This window comes from Bifidobacterium leontopitheci, assembly GCF_009193355.1.
Classification (GTDB): Bacteria; Actinomycetota; Actinomycetes; order Actinomycetales; family Bifidobacteriaceae; genus Bifidobacterium; species Bifidobacterium leontopitheci.
Genome location: NZ_WBVT01000001.1, coordinates 69,731 through 87,912, shown reverse-complemented (window position 1 = coordinate 87,912; position 18,182 = coordinate 69,731). Strand labels below are relative to the sequence as shown.

The following is an 18,182-nucleotide window of genomic DNA, read 5'->3' as shown; positions in this document are numbered from 1 at the left end:
CGGTTGACGCCATGTTCTCGCTCATTCGATGCCTCCCTGGCGGCTACGTGCCGCGGCTTCGGCCGCCTTGTCCCGCTCCTTGCGCGAGACGGGGCGGATGCGGGTCACCCTGCCGCTGTCCATGCCGTTGATCCGCGACCACTGCACTGGGTCGACGTCGGTGACCGAGCCGCGGGTCTCCTGGAATTCGTCGTCGACGGCCTCGCCGAGCATGTCCACGTCGAGCGCGACGTCTTTCACGGCAACGTCTTTCACAACGCCGCCCCTCGCCCCGCTGATGATGGACGCCTTCACCGCCTTGGTCTTCGCCCGGTCGACGATGTTCTTCAGCATGGCGCCCGAGGTCACGTCGGCGAGGAAGATCGCCGACCATTGCCCCTGGTCGTCGCACACGTCGCACAGATGGCGGCGCGAGGAGCGCGTGTAGATGTCGCGCACCAGCACGCGCGCCAGGTCGTCGGCGTCAAGGCCGGGCTGCAGCGGCAGGTCGTCGGTCAGATAGTGCCGGATGATCGACGTGGCCTGCGCGGGACCGGGGCGGTCCACGCGGATCTTCACATCGAGCCGTCCGGGGCGCAGCACGGCGGGGTCGATCATGTCGACGCGGTTCGACGCGCCGATCACCATCACGTTGTCGAGGCTTTCCACGCCGTCGAGTTCGGCGAGGAACTGGGGCACGATCGTCGTCTCCATGTCGCTGGAGACGCCGGTGCCGCGGGTGCGCAGCAGGGAGTCCATCTCGTCGATGAACACGATGACAGGGCTGCCGTCGGCCGCGCGCTCGCGCGCTCGTTTGAAGATCTGGCGGATGAGCCGTTCGGATTCGCCCACGAACTTGTTGAGCAGTTCGGGGCCTTTGACCGACAGGAACACGCCGGAGCCATGGCCGAACCCTTCGGACAGCGCGTGCGCGACCGCCTTGGCGATCATCGTCTTGCCGTTGCCCGGAGGCCCGTACAGCAGCACGCCCTTGGGCGCCTTGAGGTCGTAGCGCTCGTAGAGGCCGCGGTGCAGGAACGGCAGCTGCACGGCGTCGCGGATGCGGTCGATCTGGTCGTCGAGGCCGCCGATGTCGGCGAAGGTGACGTCGGGCACCTCCTCGAGCACCAGGTCGGCGGTGTTCTCGTCGGGCAGCGTCTCAAGGGCGATGCGCCCCGACGCGTCGACGAGCACACGCTGGCTGACGGATGGCATGGTGCGTGCGATCGCGCTGCCGGCGCGGATCACGCTCACGTTGCCGCCCTGGTCGGCGACGATGAGCCTGCCGTCGTCCAGCACCTGCCTGACGGTGCGGACCGAGCCGAGCGTGTCGGCGCCGCGCTGTTCGACGATCGTCATGTTCTCGTTGAGCAGCACGGTGGCCCCGGTCGCCAGCCGCGCGGCGTTCACGTTCGCGGCGACCGGTACGATGAGCCGGCGTCCGCCGCTGATGATCTCGGCGCCGGCATGCTGCACTCCCAGCTCGTCGGTGATGCAGGAGTCGACCTTCACCATCGTGGCATAGGTCTTCGGAGGCGCCGCCATCTGCGCCAGCTGCGCCTTCGCCTTCGTCAGCTCCTTGCCGGCGCGGGTCAGCGCCTGCGCCAACGCATGGTTCTTGGCCATCAGTCGGTCGTTGTCGGCCGCGAGCCGCTCGTTCGCGATGGCCGCGTCATCCTCCTGCCGCATGTCGGTCAGTCCTCGTTTCCTCGTGTTCTCCGTTCCTGTATTACAGTACGCGCCCATCGCACGGCGAAGACGACGATGACCACGACGAAGACGACGATCACCACATCCTCGAACACGTTCAGCACGCCGAGGATCGAGCACCACTGGTCGCCGAGCAGGTAGCCGGTGCCCACGAGGACCGTGTTCCACACGAGCGAGCCAAGCGCCGTCCAGCCGGTGAACCGCAGGAAGCCCATCCGGTTGAATCCGGCCGGAATGGAGATCAGGGAACGCACGACGGGGATCACGCGACCGATGAGCACCGACCATGTGCCGTACTTGGTGAACCACCGGTTCGCCTTGTCCACGTCCTTGCGGCTGACGCCGGGGATGACGTCGGCCGCACGGTGGATGCGGTGCAGGCCCACGAGACGGGAGATGCCGTACAGCGCCCACGCGCCGAGCACGGAGCCGACGGTGGCCCATACGACCGCTTCGACCAAGCCGAGTTCGCCTCGCGCCGCGGTGAAGCCGGCGAGCGGGAGGATGACCTCGCTGGGGATGGGGGGAAAGATCGATTCGAGGGCGATGGCGAAGGCCACGCCGAGCCCGCCGACGGTCTCCATCACGTCGACGAGCCATTCGGTGATCGCGCCGATGATGCCGGTTTCGCCGGTCTGGCAGACGGAGTCGGACGCGGTGGCCAGGAACATTACGGTTTCATGCATAGGGGTCATTGTCCCAGTGATTTCAGACAATCGACGGTATGGTCGACGAAACTTTGCAACCTTCTGACGAATCCCGTGATCGGCTCGGCGCCGGCTCCTTCGACACGGCCGAGGTGGACGCCGCCGCGGCCGCGAGCGACTGGCAGGCGGACGCGGCCGACGTGCCGGCGTGCCCCACGCTGGAGCGCCCCGGCCTGCTCGTCATGGACGTGGACTCCACGCTGATTGACGAGGAGGTGATCGACGAGCTCGGCGACGCGGCGGGATGCGGTGACGAGATCGCCGAGGTGACAGAGCGCGCGATGCGCGGCGAACTGGAGTTCTGCGAGGCGCTGCGCGCCCGTGTGGCGCTGCTGAAGGGGCTGCCGGCCTCCGTGTTCGACACGGTGCATGACCGGCTGCATTTCACGAACGGCGCGCTTGCGCTCATCGACGAGCTGCACCGTCACGGCTGGAAGGTGGGCGTGGTCTCCGGCGGATTCCACGAGGTGGTGGACCGTCTGGCCGCGGAGGCCAAGCTGGATTTCTGGCTGGCGAACCGGCTTGAGGTCGAGGACGGACGGCTCACGGGCCGCGTTGTCGGCGACATCGTCTGCAAGACGGTGAAGCTGCACGCGTTGCAGGCGTGGGCGAAGCGCTGCGGCGTGCCGTCCTCGCAGACCGTCGCGGTGGGCGACGGCGCGAACGACATCCCGATGATCCAGGCGGCGGGGCTGGGCATCGCGTTCTGCGCGAAGCCGAAGACGCAGCTCGCGGCGCACGAGTCCATCAACGAGCGCGACCTGACGAAGGTGCTGGACTTCCTGCGCTGAGTGAACGGTCCTGCCACTTGGCACCGACTACTCGGCCCCCTCAGTGGAGGGGGCCAAGTCAGGACAACGAACCGTACTCTACGAACGACTACGAGTACGGTCGGTCAATTATTTTTGACAAAACGTACTCTAGCAGCCCTCACGAGTACGGTCGGTCGACGAGTGACGTTCCCCCCAGTCAGCTACGCTGACGGCGTCCTCCACCGACGGGGGCCGAGTCAGGACTAACACCGTCTCGCCGCTGACGCTCCCATCCGTACGGCTTAGCGGCAGAGGGCGTCGGGGGTCAGGCGTGCGCCTCGCGCCCAGTCGGCGGCACGCATGGCCTTCTTGCCTTGGGCCTTGACCTCAAGCAGTTCCAACGGCGTACTGCCGGTGCCGACCCAAACGTTGCGTTTGCCGGCCTTGATCGACCCCGACGCCAGCTCCTGCGGCGTGTTCGGATTCGCCGGATCGGCCGGCTGCGCGCGCAGCACGTGCAGCACCAGCGCATCTTCCGACCCGTTCTCGCCGTCGGGATGCAGCCGCCCCCACGCGCCCGGGTTCGGCGTGCAGGCGCGAATCTGGCGGTCCACCGCGGCGGCGTCGGCGGTGAAGTCGATGTGCGCGTCCTCGACGCGGATCTTGTCGGCGACCGGGTACGTACCCGGTTCCTGTTCGACCGGCGCGTCGCTGCCGTCCTCGACCGTGCGCAGGGCGTCCCGCAGGACGAATGCGCCGGATTCGCCGAGTCTGGCCAATAGGTCGCCTGCGGTCTCATGCTCGCCGATCGGCGTTTCGGACTGTTGGAGGATCGGGCCGGCATCCATGGCGCGGGTGATGCGGAACACGCTCACGCCGGTCGTGGCGTCGCCCGCCCAGATGGCGCGTTGCACGGGGGCCGCACCCCTCCAATACGGCAGCAGGGAGAAGTGCAGGTTGTACCAGCCGAACGGCAGGGCGTCGAGCACGGACTGCTTGAGGATGCGCCCGTAGGCGATCACCGCGGCGGCCTGTGCTCCGGTGGCGGCCAGCTCGTCGAGGAACGCCGGCTCGCCGGGGTCGGATTCCAGTACGGGCAGGCCGAGTTCCAGCGCCGCCTGCTTGACGGGGCTGGGCGTGAGCCGGCGTCCGCGTCCGGTGGGCGCGTCGGGGCGGGTGAGCACCGCCACGACCTCGACGTGCTCGCTGTCGGCGACGAGCGCGCGCAGCGAGGGCACCGCGACATCCGGCGTGCCTGCGAACAGGATCTTGAGCATGGTCACCTTTCTTCTTGGGTCTTCTGGAGGCTTTACTGGCGCGACGTTACCGGCTGGCGTTACTTGAGGCCGGGGATGTTGACGCCGAGGCCGATGAGGATCTCGCGCAGCTTGCGGGAGTCCGAGAAGCGGATGCCGCGGATGCCCGCCTGGTTCGCGCCGACGATGTTCATCGCCTTGTCGTCGATGAACACGCTGGTGTCGGCGCTGATGCCGAACTCCTCAAGCGCCTTCTCGTAGATGTCCTTGTGTGGCTTGCGCATGTGCACGTAGCCGGAGACGACCTTGCCGTCGAGCTCCTGGAGGATCGCGCACTGCTTCTCGGCGATCGGAAACAGCTCCTTCTCCCAGTTCGACAGGCCCCACACGCCGATGCCGGCGGCCTTCAGGTCGTTGACGAGCACGCGGGCGCCGGGCACGATGCCGACCAGGGAATCCTGGAAGTTGTCGAGATAGTACTGCAGCATGTCGGCCCACTTGTCGCCGTGGGTCCTGCGCATCCAGGCGACGCCCTCCGCGGGGCTCAGGCCGCCGTCCATGAGGTCGTTGCCGTCGTAGAATCCGGACACGTCGTTGTCGAGGAACTGGTCGATGGTCTCCTGCTTGTACCGAGGCAGCAGCACCGCAGACGGATCCCAGTAAATCAGGACGTTGCCGAAGTCGAAGATCACGTTCTCGATCGGCTTGCCCTGCGCCGCGGCCGCCGGCCCTTCGGCCACCAGCACGTCATGCTGCATATCCGGTTCGCCCGGCCAACCCTTCATGATGCCTCCATCCTTGCGCGGTGGCGGATGCGACGCCTTGAGGGCGCATCCGCCATCATCTTCGCGGTTGTCGGTTCCATCGTTCCATGCCATCACGACGATTGGCACAGCCGCCGACCAGTGCAACCGGGCGACTGCACGGCGTCGACACGTCAGATCAGGTCCTTGGGGTCGACCTGGAACCGCAGTTCGCCGGGATGGCGTGACGCCACATGCCTGGCCACCGTCGTCTGCAGCCGTCTGGCCAGTTCGGCACGCCGCTTCACCGGCACCCGCACGAGCGCCTTGACGCGATCCGCCGTGCTTTCGAGCTCACGGGCGCTGACCGTCACCGGAGGCGGGATGGGCACCGGCCCGAGCAGGCCGGGCATGGGTTCGCCGTCGATCTGCAGCTCGGCCCAGTCGCCGTGCAGCACGCCGATCTCGTCCAATGCGGCCATCACCGCATCGCGCCGGCCCCACACGCAGGCTACGGAGCATATGGGCGGCATGCCGGTCTCTCGGCGCTCGGCCAGCTCGCGCGCGGCCAGAGACGAGGAGTCCCACAGCATGAGCGCCTGGGCGACATACCGGTCGCATTCCCCGAGGATCAGTCCCTGCCCGCCGCGCGAGCGGGGCGCGCACAGGGACATCGCGCGCATCCACGCGGTCAGCGTGTCGGCGCGCGCGTCCACGCCCGGCGCGTACAGGCTCGTCCACGCGTCGAGTATGGCGACTGCCCGGTATTCGCCGCGTTCCGGCATGTCTGCCGTCCGCTCCCCCGCGTCCGGCTCATGCGCCGGGCTCCTGCCGGGCGCAGGGCCCGCCGGCTCCGGTTGCGCCCGCGACGTGCGTGCGGCGCGGGTCGCGATGACGCGCGGCTCCGCCCCGGGGGTGGCGATGACGATGCGCGGCGAGTCGTCCACGAATTCGACGATGCCGCGCGGCTGGCTTGGCGACGACATGACGACCGGCACGCCGCGGAACAGGCCGGCGAGCTCGCGGGCCGTGCCTGCCGCGCCCACCCGCACCACGCGCATGCGTTCGCCACCGCAGTGCGGGCAGGTCCACCCGACCGCGGCCGCGGCGCACCAGCGGCATCGCGGCACACCGTCGCCGACACGTTCCAATGGGCCGGTGCATTTCGCGCACCTCGCCTGCGCGTGGCAGGCCGCGCAGCTCAACGCCTCACTGATGCCGTCGGCCGGAATGGACAGCAGCACCGGTCCGGTCTGCAACGCCGCCGACAGGGTGGCGACCGCCGTATGCGGCACGCGCGCGCCGATGCTCGGGTCGGCGAGCCGTGCCAGCTCCTCACGGTTGAGCCACCGGATCCATGGCATGTCGTCGCGGCGTGCCGTCGGCAGCAACGACATCGCCATGCTGGGGCCGCTGACCGGCGTGACCGTCGTCTCGTCGCCGGTCTCCCACTGGCTGAGCGCACTGCGCGCGAACGACAGCGCGACGAACACGCCATGATGGCTTTCGGCCCTCAGCCGCATCACGCCGCGGGCCTGCGCGTACGGCATCATGCCGTCCGCCTGCTGGTATGCGGCGTCGTCGACCACCATGAACAATCCTGCGCTTTCGATCGGCGCATACATGGCGGCGCGCAATCCGATCACGCAGCCCACCTGGCCGGTGGCGGCGGCGAGATAGGCGCGGTAGCGTTCCGCAGGCGGCAGTCCGGCGGCCAGCACGACGAAATCACCGGAGTATCCGCCGCGGCTGGAGCCGTCCGGCGCGAACCGTCGCAGCCCGTAGCGCTGCAGTGCCGACGCAAGGTCGTCACATTGCCGCATGCCGGGCAGCACCACCGCGCACGGCTTGCCCGCGGCGATGGCGTCGGCGATCATCCATGCCGCGTCGTCGGCCCAGACGGCGGCGCCGGGCCGCGCGTCCATCACGAACGCGGCGAACGCACGCCCCTCGATGCCCGCCCGCAACGCCGCGGAGCCGTCATAGGCGCGCTGGATGGCGGCGAACCCCTGCTCCAGCGAATGCTGCCGGATGGCCGGCGTGCCGTGCGAGCCGATCCAGCGCCCGCGTGCGGCGAACCGCTGCTCGTCGTCCACCCGCGCGACGCGCGGCGGAACGGCGAGGCGCAGGATGTTGGCGCGAGTGCCGCCGTACGCTTCGGCGATGCGTGTGACGTCATCGCGCATCGCGGCGCTCACCAGCACGTGCGGGCTGGCGACACGTTCGATGAACCGCAGGGCCGACCTGGGCGTGTCGCTTGCCGCGACCCTGCCCCAGACGATGCCGTCTACCAGACGCCCGCCGAACCGCACCCGCACCATGACGCCGGGCTGCGCGGTCTCGGAGAACCGTTCCTCCACCAGATAGTCGAACGACCTTCCCAGATGCGTCGCCTGGACGTCGAGCACGACCTGGGCGATCGGGTTCTCGGCGGCGACCTTGCGCTGCGCGGGCGCGCGGCGTTTCCGCTTGCGTGGCGCGAGCCCGTCGAGCGTCAGCTGCTGTGCGTTCATGTCGTTCATATCGACCATGGTAACGGCATGAAAAAAGGACCGGCAGATATCTACCGGTCCTTGTCGGCGACGGCGTGTCGCACGGGTCCGCCGCGCGACACGCCGTCTGTATGCGTCGTCAGAGCGCGGCGACGGCGGCTTTCAGCTCGTCCACCTTGTCGGTGCGCTCCCACGGGAATTCGACGTCCACGCGGCCGAAGTGGCCGTATGCGGCGGTCTTCGCGTAGATCGGGCGCTTGAGGTCGAGCTCATCGATGATGGCGGCCGGGCGCAGGTCGAACACCTTGCGCACCGCCTGCTGGATCTGCTCGCGGGTCACGCCGCCGATCTCGGTGCCGAACGTCTCCACGTTCACGGACACCGGCTCGGCCACGCCGATCGCGTACGCGACCTGCAGTTCGACGCGGTGCGCGAGCCCGGCGGCGACGATGTTCTTCGCCACCCAGCGCGTCGCGTAGGCGGCGGAACGGTCCACCTTGGACGGGTCCTTGCCGCTGAACGCGCCGCCGCCGTGGTGGGCGGCGCCGCCGTAGGTGTCGACGATGATCTTGCGCCCGGTCAGGCCGGCGTCGGCGGCGGGGCCGCCGAGCACGAACGAGCCGGTCGGGTTGACGAGCTGACGGTAGTCGTCGTGCTTGACGGCGGCGCCGTTCACATCCTTGCCGAGCACGTCGTCGAGCACCGGGTCGATGACGTGGGCCTTGAGCTGGTCTCGCAGCCAGTCCTGCGTGACCTCGGGGTCGTGCTGCGTGGAGATGAGCACGGTGTCGACGCGCAGCGGATGCTCGTTCTCGTCGTATTCGATGGTCACCTGGGTCTTGCCGTCAGGGCGCAGGTGCGGCACCTCGCCGCTCTTGCGCACTTCGGCCAGACGGAAGGCCAGACGGTGGGCCAGATAGATGGGCAGCGGCATGAGCACGTCGGTCTCGTCGGTGGCGTAGCCGAACATGACGCCCTGGTCACCGGCGCCCTGCGCCTCGTAACGCTGTTCGCGGCTGGCGGCGGACTCCTCGGCCCCGCTCAGACGAGCCACGCCCTGGTTGATCTCGGCGCTCTGACCGGTGATGGCCACGATCACGCCGCACGAGTCGGCGTCGAGGCCGACCTCGGAGGACGTGTAGCCGATGCGGCGCAAGGTCTCACGCACTTTGGACTGCACGTCGACGTAGCCTTCGCTGGTCACCTCGCCGAAGACGAGGAACACCCCGGTGGCCGCGGACGTTTCGACGGCGACGTGCGACTGCGGGTCCTGCCGCAGCAGCTCGTCGAGGATTTCATCGGAGATCTGGTCGCAGACCTTATCCGGGTGCCCTTCGGTCACGGATTCTGCGGAGATGAGCTTGCGCTCCTGAGTGGTCATATCATCCCTCTTTCGGACTTATCGCCAGGCTCGTCACCGGCCTGGCACAATGATACGGTTGGTTGTTTTCTGCTGTAAGGACCGACTCCGGCCATGAAAAAGGCCCGTGCTGACCATACGGTCGGCGCGAGCCTCAGGTTGTTCGCTCCTGATGTTCAGTTGTACCCGTTCGGGCCATCAGGGGCAAGCGTGTCGCCGGAATTGCCGGCCAATCGCCGAACCGGCGATCAGTTGCCCTCGCTCAGGTCGTCCTCGCCGAGGGTCTCCTCGAGCAGGCCGTCGTTGATCTCGCGGAAGGCGATGGACAGCGGCTTCTCGTTGTTCTGGTACTCGACGAGCGGGCCGACGTTCTGCAGCAGGCCCTCGTTGAGCTGGGTGAAGTACGAGTTGATCTGACGAGCACGCTTGGCGGCGAAGATGGCCAGCGCGTACTTGGAATCGGCGTGCTTCATCAGGTCGTCGATCGGCGGGTTCGCGAAACCCTCGGGAACGGGGGCGGTGCCGAACTCCTCGTTGCCCTTGACCTCGGTATCCTTGGTATCTTCTGCCATATTCACAAGTCTCCAAATCAGAACGATGGAAATCTATCTCAACCGCAGCAAGTATAGCGAAACACGGCGACTTGCCGAGCGGGAGGATGCGAACCGACATGCGTACGGGCAGATGCCGGCGATGATGACGGCCGCGTGCAGATCTCACCCATGCCGAACGCGCGCGACCAGCCGCGCGACCTGCTCGCACGTGCGTGACACGTTGCCCGCGGCGCCATGCAACAGCGTCTGCAGGTCCGACGCCCCCGGCGCGATGCCGAAGACGGCATCAACGCCAAGCCCGTACAGGCCGTCGATGCCGTCGCCGACATGCCCGGCCAGCGCCACCACCGGTTTGCCGTGCCGTTTCGCCACCGAGGCGACGCCGGCCGGCGTCTTGCCGAACGCGGTCTGCGCGTCGACGGAACCCTCGCCGGTGAGCACGACATCGGCCCATCGCACGGCAGCGTCAAGCCCGGATTGCTCGACGACCAGATCGACGCCGGGACGGAACTTCGCCCCGAGGAACGCCAGCAGCGCGAAGCCGATGCCGCCCGCCGCGCCCGCACCCGGCGACGCCGCGAAATCCGTCGCCTCGCCAAGCGCCGGAGCCAGTCCCGGCGTGGCCGACGCGATGCGCGCGAACCGGGCGAGCGCATCGTCGAGCCGTTCGACGTCGGCCGGGGACGCGCCTTTCTGCGGGCCGAACACGGCGCTGGCTCCATGCGGCCCGGTCAACGGATTGGTCACGTCGCACGCGGCGACGATCTCGGCCTGCTGCACGGCCTCGTCGAGGCCGCTCATGTCGATCGTCGCAAGGTCAGCGAGCGCCGCGCCGCCGGGGGCGAGCGGGCGGCCGGAGCCGTCGAGCAGCCGTACGCCGAGGGCGGCGAGCAGGCCGCTTCCCGCGTCGTTGGTGGCCGAGCCGCCGAGTCCGACGATGATGCGCGTCGCGCCGGCATGGGCGGCGGCGCGGATGAGCTCGCCGGTGCCGTATGACGAGGCGACGAGCGGATCACGCTCATCGGCGGCGAGCCGCGACAGACCGCTCGCGCTGGCGGTTTCGACCACGGCGGTCCGTCCGGCGGCTGCGCCGGCAACGTCACCGCCGGCAACGTCTTCCCCATCGCCAAGCAGTCCGTACTCGCCGCGCACCGGCCGGCCGAGCGGGTCCCGGACCGTCACGGAGCGCATCACGCCATGCGTGGCGTCGACGAGCGCCCGTGCCGTGCCCTCGCCGCCGTCGGCCATCGGTTTCAGACGGATCTCGGCGGCGGGGTCGCCCCTGCGGATGCCTTCGGCCATGGCCTGCGCGGCCTGCGGCGCGGTCAGGCTTTCCTTGAACGAATCGGGGGCGCAAACGTATCGTGTCATGGCTTCAGCATAATCATCACGCCATCCGTGAAACGCCCCACACTTTTTAGTTTGTATGCAAACTATGTGGTATGGTCGGTGATGTCACAAGGGGGCCACATGCTGGATGACGAACTGCACTTCCTGCTGCTCAAGGCATTCAACCACTCGAACCGCCGTATCGACGCGGCGATCCGCCGCATCGGGCTCCTGCCCGGGCAGCCGAAGATCATCGAATGCCTGGCCGAGCAGGACGGCCTCACCGCCAAGGAGATCTGCACGCGGTGCATCCTCGACAAATCCACGATGACCGGCCTGCTGAAACGCATGGAGACGCGCGGGCTCGTCAGACGCGAGGCGAGCGAGACCGACAGACGCTCATACCGGGTCTTTCTGACCAAGCTTGGACGCGACTACGCCGCACGCATCGCGGCCATCATGCAAGACGCCGACGCCCAGGCGACGCGCGGCATGGCTCCGGTCGAAGCCGTGGCCCTGAACACCGCCCTGCGCCAGGTCATCGCCAACCTGGAGGTCGCCGACGCGGTTGAGCAAGACGCCGCCGAACAAGACGCCGAGAAGGAGGGCTGACATGCCGTACTTCATCAAACGCGTCATCTGTCTGCTCGCCGGTCTCGCCGTCGAATCATTCGGCATCGCGCTCATCACCAAGAGCGAGCTCGGCACCTCGCCGATTTCGAGCATCGCGTGGGTGGTGACGCTCAGGTGGCCGCAGATCAGCTTCGGCGTGACCGCGTTCGTGGTGAACGCGCTGTTCGTCGCCATCGAGGTGGCGTTGCTGCGCCGCGACTTCAAACCAGCGCAGTACCTGCAGCTGGCGGTCACGTTCTGGTTCGCCGCGACCCTCGACGCAAGCATGCTGCTGCTCGGCTGGTTCCGCCCGGCCACCTGGTGGGAGCAGGGCGTCGGACTGCTGCTCGGCATCGCGACCCTGGCGCTCGGCATCTGCATGGAGGTCGCCCCGGGGCTCATCATGGTGCCCGGCGAAGGCGTCGTGAAGGCGCTCGCCATCGTGACCAGGATCCGGTTCGGCACGCTCAAGGTCTGCTTCGACGTGACGCTCATCGTCACCGCGGGCATCCTGTCGTTCATCTTCTTCGGTGAAATCAGAGGCCTCGGCGTCGGCACGGTCGTCGCGGCGGCCATCACCGGGGTGTTCGTCAACCTCATCAACCGCCACTGCCGCTTCGTCCAGCCCGTCGACCCGCACGCAGCCGCAGCCGGCACTGTGAAGGCGAGCGTGTGACAGCCGGACGAGACTCACGCCCGTTTCTGCATCATCGTCACGTTTTCTGCATCATTAAAAACTATATGATGCAGAAAACGTGACGATGATGCAGAAACGGAGAGCCACGCCATTGAGAGGATTCGATTACATCGCTTCGGCGGCGAGCCTGCTCACCCCGCGCACGACAAGCCTGCTGACCGCGATCCACGAAGAAAAGGGACGCCGGAACACGCAATCGGTTCGTCCGGACATCCTGGCGACGCTTACCACGGTCGCACGCGTCCAGAGTATCGACACATCCAACCGCATCGAGGGAATCTCGACAAGCGACAGGCGGCTCGACGCAATCGTGGCAGACAAAGTCACCCCCCGCAATCGGGCGGAAGAGGAGATCGCCGGATACCGTGACGTGCTCGCGGTCATCCACGAAAGCCATGACTACATTCCACCCACCCCGAACGTCATCCTGCAGTTTCACCGTGACCTATTCCGCCACACCCCGCTGGCTTTCGCAGGACGGTTCAAGGACACCGATAACATCATCGTCGAACGCGACGCCACCGGCGAAAGCCGCGTCCGGTTCGCACCGCTGTCGGCGCTGGCGACCCCGGAGCTGGTCTCGCGCATCTGCGACGCCTACGCCGAAGCGCTCCGGGACGCGCATACCGACTCGCTGCTCGTCACGGCCATGTTCACCCTCGATTTCACCTGCATCCATCCGTTCAACGACGGCAACGGACGCATGAGCCGCCTGCTGACGCTGCTGCTGCTCTACCGCAACGGATACGACGTCGGCAAGTACATCAGCGTGGAGCATCTCATCGAGAAGAGCAAGGACACCTATTACGAGGCATTGGCGGCAAGCACCACGGGTTGGAACGACGGCACGAACGACTACGCCCCGTTCGCCAATTACCTGCTGGGCGTGATCCTCGCCGCATACAAGGAGTTCGACACGCGCATCTCCATCGCATCCGGCCCCGGCCATACGTCGGACGGCAGTCGCCCGACCAAGGCGCAGCGCATTGCGCGCCTGATCGACAATACGCTGGCCCCTCTGTCCAAAGCCGACATCATCGCCAAGCTGCCCGACATCAGCGTCACCACGGTCGAACGCACGCTGAAAGCGCTGCAGGACGACGGCGTCATCATGAAAATCGGTTCAGGGCGCGCCACCCGTTACGCAAGACGACGTTGAGCGAGGCATCCGACTCAGGCCGTGGCGAACGTAACATCCGTGTGAATTCCACATATTGACTCTTGACAAAACGGGTGTCCCTTGCAAGGGCTTCAATAGAACCATGACTGAAATGCGATCTGCAAAACTCATGTCCGGCCGCGTCTTCGCAGGCGCACGCGCCCTCTACCGCGCCGCCGGCGTCAGCGGCGACGACATGGGCCGCAAGCCCATCATCGCCATCGCGAACTCCTTCGACGAGTTCCTTCCCGGCCACGTCCACCTCAACAAGGTCGGCCGCATCGTCTCTGAGGCCATCAAGGAGGCCGGCGGCATCCCGCGCGAGTTCAACACCATGGCCGTCGACGACGGCATCGCCATGGGCCACACCGGTATGCTCTACTCGCTGCCCAGCCGCGACATCATCGCCGACACCGTGGAATACCAGGTGAACGCGCACTGCGCCGACGCCCTGATCTGCATCCCGAACTGCGACAAGGTCGTCCCCGGCATGCTCATGGCCGCGCTGCGACTGAACATCCCGACCGTGTTCGTCTCCGGCGGCCCGATGGAGGCCGGCACCACGGTGCTCGCCGACGGCACCGTGAAGAAGAACACCGACCTCATCTCCGTGATGTACGCCTCCGCCGACGACAACGTCTCCGAGGAGGACCTGCTCAACTACGAGAAGACCGTGTGCCCGACCTGCGGCTCCTGCGCCGGCATGTTCACCGCCAACTCGATGAACTGCCTCACGGAGGCGATCGGCCTTGCCCTGCCCGGCAACGGCACGATCCTCGCCTCGCACTCCTACCGCAAGGACCTGTTCAAGCGCGCCGCGCAGCAGGTCGTCAAGATCGCGAACCAGTACTACCACGATTCCGACGACTCCGTGCTGCCGCGCTCCATCGCCACCAAGCACGCGTTCGAGAACGCCATGACCATGGACGTGGCCATGGGCGGCTCCACCAACACCGTGCTGCACATCCTCGCGATGGCCCAGTCGGCCGACGTGGACTTCACGCTCGACGACATCGAACGCATCAGCCACACCGTGCCGTGCATCTGCAAGGCCAGCCCTTCCGGCAAGTGGGAGATCTCCGACGTGCATCGCGCCGGCGGCATCACGGGCATCCTCGGCGAGCTCGACCGTGCCGGCAAGCTGCACCGCGACGTGCACTCCATCGACTACCGCAAGCTCGAGGACAAGCTCGACGACTGGGACATCATGCGCCCCACCTGCACCGAGGAAGCCAAGCAGATGTACAAGGCTGCCCCGGGCCACATCATCTCCCCCGAACCGTGGACGCACACCACGCTGTTCGACGCGCTCGACACGGACCGCGAGCACGGCGCGATCCACGACATCGACCACCCGGAGATTCACGAGGGCGGCCTCGCCGTGCTGCGCGGCAACCTCGCGCCCGACGGCTGCGTGGTGAAGACCGCCGGCGTGCCGCAGGAGATCTGGAAGTTCCGCGGACCGGCTTTGGTCGTCGAATCGCAGGAGGAGGCCATCAAGGTCATCCTCGACGACACGCTCAAGCCCGGCATGGCGCTCGTGATCCGCTACGAGGGCCCGAAGGGCGGCCCGGGCATGCAGGAGATGCTCTACCCGACCTCCTTCGTCAAGGGCAAGGGCATCGGCAAGCAGGTCGCCATGCTCACCGACGGCCGCTACTCCGGCGGCTCCTCGGGCCTGGCCATCGGCCACATCGCCCCCGAAGCGGCCAACAAGGGACCGATCGCGTTGATCAAGAACGGCGACATCATCAACATCGACATCGAAGCGCGTCAGGTGAACGTCGAGCTGACCGACGAACAGCTGGCCGAGCGCCGCGCCGAGCTCGAAGCCGGCGACGGCTACGTGGCGCACCGCGACCGCAAGGTGAGCCAGGCGCTCAAGGCCTACGCCGCCTTCGCCCGCTCCGCCGACAAGGGCGCTACGCGCGACCCGGAGCTTATCAATAAGCTCTCGGGCCTCGCCTGATTGGGACTCCCCTAGAACGACATAACAGGCCGTTCCACCGCAAGCCACGCGATGGAACGGCCTGTTTCGATATCCAGCAGGCATCCACAAACGCGAGAGGCCCCTCGGCGATGATGGCCGAGGGGCCTCAGCCGCTCATATCCCTTACTTCATGAGGTTGCGCAGCACGTACTGGAGGATGCCGCCGTTGCGGTAGTAGTCCGCCTCGCCGGGGGTGTCGATGCGCACGACCGCATCGAACTCAGTCGTCGTGCCGTCCTTGTGCGTGGCGGTGACGTGCACTGTCTTGGGGGTTTCACCCTCGTTGAGCTGCTCGACGCCGGCGATGTCGTAGACCTCCGTGCCGTCGAGGCCGAGCGACTCGTACGATTCGCCGGCCGGGAACTGCAGCGGCAGCACGCCCATGCCGATGAGGTTGCTGCGGTGGATGCGCTCGAAGCTCTCGGTGATCACGGCCTTCACGCCAAGCATCAGCGTGCCCTTTGCCGCCCAGTCGCGCGAGGATCCGGTGCCGTACTCCTTGCCTGCGAGCACCACCAGGGGAATATCCGCGGCCTTGTAGTTGAGCGACGCGTCGAAGATCGTCGACGGCTTGCCGGTCGTGAAGTCGTAGGTGTAGCCGCCCGGAGTCACCTCGTTGCCGGTGGAAGCGAGCAGCTGGTTGCGCAGGCGGATGTTGCCGAACGTGCCGCGCACCATGACCTCGTGGTTGCCTCGACGCGAGCCGTACGAGTTGAAGTTCTTCGGCTCGACGCCGCGCTCGGTCAGGTATTTGCCCGCCGGGCTGGACGCCTTGAACGCGCCCGCGGGCGAGATGTGGTCGGTGGTCACGGAGTCGCCGAGCAGCGCGAGCACGCGGGCACCGTGGATGTCCTTGACCGGATCGGGCATGGCGCTCATGCCGTCGAAGAACGTCTGACGACGCACGTACGTGGACTTCGGATCCCAGGCGAACAGCTCGCCTTCGGGCACGTCGAGGCCCTTCCAGCGGCGGTCTCCCTCGAAGACGCTGGCATAGTCCTTGAGGAACATCTCGCGGCTGACGGTGCCGTTCACCACGGCGGCGACCTCCTCGTTGGTCGGCCAGATGTCCTTGAGGTACACGTCGTTGCCGTCCTTGTCGGTGCCGAGCGGCTGCGTGGCGAAGTCGAAGTCCATCGTGCCGGCGAGCGCGTAGGCGATGACGAGCGGCGGCGAGGCGAGGTAGTTCATCTTGACGTCCGGGCTGATGCGGCCCTCGAAGTTGCGATTGCCGCTCAGCACGGCGGTCACGGTCAGGTCGTTCGCGTTGATGGCCTCGCTGATCTCGGGCAGCAGCGGGCCAGAGTTGCCGATGCAGGTGGCGCAGCCAAAGCCGACGAGCTCGTAGCCGAGCGCGTCGAGGTCGTCCTGCAGCCCGGCCGCCTTGAGGTAGTCGGCGACGACCTGCGAACCGGGGGCGAGCGAGGTCTTGACCCACGGCTTGGGGCTGAGTCCCTTCGCGTGCGCGTTGCGGGCGATGAGGCCGGCCGCGATCATCACGGACGGGTTGGAGGTGTTGGTGCAGGACGTGATGCTCGCGATGGCCACGTCGCCGTTGGTCAGGTCGAAGTCGCCGCGGAAGTCGGTGGACACGGCCACGGGCTCCTTGACGGTCTTCGGCGTCTCATAGGCGGGCAGCGTGTCCTCGAACGTCTTCTTGGATTCGGACAGCACGATGCGGTCCTGAGGGCGCTTGGGGCCTGCGATGGATGGCACCACGTCGCCGAGGTCGAGCTCCATGTATTCGGAGTACTGCGGCTCCACATACTCCGGGTCCTTGGCGTCGCCCCAGAGCTTGTTGGCCTTGGCGTAGGCTTCGACGAGCGCGACCTGCTCGTCGCTGCGACCGGTGAGCCGCAGATAGTCGAGGGTGACCTGGTCGATCGGGAAGATGCCGCACGTGGAGCCGAATTCGGGGCTCATGTTGCCGATGGTGGCACGGTTGGCGAGCGGCACGGAGGCGATGCCCTCGCCGTAGAACTCGACGAACTTGCCGACGACGCCGTGCTTGCGCAGCATGTCGGTGATGGTGAGCACCACGTCGGTTGCGGTGACGCCTTCGGGAATGGAGCCGGTGAGCTTGAAGCCGACGACGCGCGGCACGAGCATGGAGATCGGCTGGCCGAGCATCGCGGCCTCCGCCTCGATGCCGCCGACGCCCCAGCCGAGCACGCCGAGGCCGTTTTCGGTGGTGGTGTGCGAGTCGGTGCCGACGCACGAGTCGAGGTAGGCGAGCTGGCGGCCGCGCTCCCCCGCCTTGGTCATGACGACCTTGGCGAGGTATTCGATGTTGACCTGATGGATGATGCCGGTTCCCGGCGGCACGACGCGGAAGTTGCGGAACGCCTGCTGTCCCCAGCGCAGGAACTGGTAGCGTTCGCCGTTGCGCTGGTATTCGATGTCCATGTTGAGTTCGACCGCGTTGGGCAGCGCGTACTTGTCGATCTGCACGGAATGGTCGATGACCATGTCGGACTGGACCTGCGGGTTGATGACCTCCGGGTCTCCGCCGAGCGACTTCACGGCGTCGCGCATGGTGGCGAGGTCGACGATGCAGGGCACGCCGGTGAAGTCCTGCATGACGACGCGGCTCGGCGTGAACTGGATCTCGTGGCTCGGCTGTGCGGCCGGGTCCCAGTCCAGCAACGCCTTCACATGGTCGTCGGTGATGTTCGCGCCGTCGATGTTGCGCACGAGGTTCTCGACGAGGACCTTGAGCGAGTACGGCAGGTGGTCGACGCCGGGCAGGTCGGCGATACGGTAATAGTCATAGTCCTTGCCGGCGGCGGATAACGTCGCCAGCTGGTCGTCGCGCACAGACATGCTTCCTCCGAGCTTGAGA

14 protein-coding genes and 1 riboswitch are annotated in these 18,182 nt (G+C 67.1%); of the genes, 5 read left to right on the top strand and 9 right to left on the bottom strand.

Annotation, left to right across the window (positions count from 1 at the left end):
- Window positions 1-21: 21 nt before the first annotated feature.
- Together arc and F7D09_RS00360 are read right to left on the bottom strand one after the other, a co-directional pair.
- Window positions 22-1,668 (bottom strand): proteasome ATPase, encoded by a 1,647-nt coding sequence (arc, locus tag F7D09_RS00365; protein WP_193312240.1) that lies wholly within the window; start codon window positions 1,666-1,668, stop codon window positions 22-24.
- Window positions 1,669-1,673: 5 nt separating this feature from the next.
- The gene (locus tag F7D09_RS00360) at window positions 1,674-2,375 is read right to left on the bottom strand and encodes a DedA family protein (protein ID WP_152233459.1); all 702 of its coding nucleotides are present in this window, start codon (window positions 2,373-2,375) and stop codon (window positions 1,674-1,676) included.
- Window positions 2,376-2,578: 203 nt separating this feature from the next.
- On the opposite strand from F7D09_RS00360, the gene serB reads away from it, so the two are divergent.
- Window positions 2,579-3,187 carry a phosphoserine phosphatase SerB gene (gene serB / locus F7D09_RS00355; protein ID WP_264371962.1) on the top strand — a complete coding sequence of 203 codons (609 nt, stop codon included), beginning with the start codon at window positions 2,579-2,581 and terminating at the stop codon, window positions 3,185-3,187.
- 263 nt (window positions 3,188-3,450) lie between these two features.
- Here the strand turns inward: serB and fmt are convergent, their stop codons facing one another.
- The 6 genes from fmt to F7D09_RS00325 form a co-directional block, all read right to left on the bottom strand.
- Window positions 3,451-4,425 carry a methionyl-tRNA formyltransferase gene (gene fmt, locus F7D09_RS00350; protein ID WP_152233457.1) on the bottom strand — a complete coding sequence of 325 codons (975 nt, stop codon included), beginning with the start codon at window positions 4,423-4,425 and terminating at the stop codon, window positions 3,451-3,453.
- A gap of 59 nt (window positions 4,426-4,484) precedes the next feature.
- Window positions 4,485-5,189 (bottom strand): HAD family hydrolase, encoded by a 705-nt coding sequence (locus F7D09_RS00345; RefSeq protein WP_152233540.1) that lies wholly within the window; start codon window positions 5,187-5,189, stop codon window positions 4,485-4,487.
- A gap of 152 nt (window positions 5,190-5,341) precedes the next feature.
- The gene (locus F7D09_RS00340; RefSeq protein ID WP_152233456.1) at window positions 5,342-7,669 is read right to left on the bottom strand and encodes a primosomal protein N' family DNA-binding protein; all 2,328 of its coding nucleotides are present in this window, start codon (window positions 7,667-7,669) and stop codon (window positions 5,342-5,344) included.
- Between the two features lie 109 nt (window positions 7,670-7,778).
- On the bottom strand, window positions 7,779-9,020 hold the full coding sequence (metK, locus tag F7D09_RS00335) for a methionine adenosyltransferase (protein ID WP_152233455.1): 1,242 nt from the start codon (window positions 9,018-9,020) through the stop codon (window positions 7,779-7,781).
- A riboswitch (SAM riboswitch) is annotated at window positions 9,016-9,077 on the bottom strand. Its footprint overlaps the gene before it by 5 nt.
- 170 nt (window positions 9,078-9,247) lie before the next feature.
- Window positions 9,248-9,571, bottom strand: a complete 324-nt coding sequence (rpoZ, locus tag F7D09_RS00330; protein WP_152233454.1) for a DNA-directed RNA polymerase subunit omega — start codon at window positions 9,569-9,571, stop codon at window positions 9,248-9,250.
- A gap of 144 nt (window positions 9,572-9,715) precedes the next feature.
- Complete coding sequence (locus F7D09_RS00325) at window positions 9,716-10,924, bottom strand: glycerate kinase family protein (protein ID WP_152233453.1); 1,209 nt, start codon at window positions 10,922-10,924, stop codon at window positions 9,716-9,718.
- A gap of 99 nt (window positions 10,925-11,023) precedes the next feature.
- On the opposite strand from F7D09_RS00325, the gene F7D09_RS00320 reads away from it, so the two are divergent.
- The 4 genes from F7D09_RS00320 (at window position 11,024) to ilvD (ending at window position 15,319) form a co-directional block, all read left to right on the top strand.
- Window positions 11,024-11,494 (top strand): MarR family winged helix-turn-helix transcriptional regulator, encoded by a 471-nt coding sequence (locus F7D09_RS00320; protein WP_193312239.1) that lies wholly within the window; start codon window positions 11,024-11,026, stop codon window positions 11,492-11,494.
- Between the two features lies 1 nt (window position 11,495).
- Window positions 11,496-12,170, top strand: coding sequence for a YczE/YyaS/YitT family protein (locus F7D09_RS00315; protein WP_152233451.1), 675 nt, complete (start codon window positions 11,496-11,498; stop codon window positions 12,168-12,170).
- A gap of 112 nt (window positions 12,171-12,282) precedes the next feature.
- Window positions 12,283-13,350, top strand: coding sequence for a Fic family protein (locus F7D09_RS00310; RefSeq protein ID WP_152233539.1), 1,068 nt, complete (start codon window positions 12,283-12,285; stop codon window positions 13,348-13,350).
- Window positions 13,351-13,453: 103 nt separating this feature from the next.
- Window positions 13,454-15,319, top strand: coding sequence for a dihydroxy-acid dehydratase (gene ilvD / locus F7D09_RS00305; protein WP_152233450.1), 1,866 nt, complete (start codon window positions 13,454-13,456; stop codon window positions 15,317-15,319).
- A gap of 144 nt (window positions 15,320-15,463) precedes the next feature.
- Here the strand turns inward: ilvD and acnA are convergent, their stop codons facing one another.
- A complete protein-coding gene (gene acnA, locus F7D09_RS00300) occupies window positions 15,464-18,163 on the bottom strand; it encodes an aconitate hydratase AcnA (protein WP_152233449.1) in 2,700 nt (899 codons plus the stop codon).
- Window positions 18,164-18,182 lie beyond the last annotated feature (19 nt).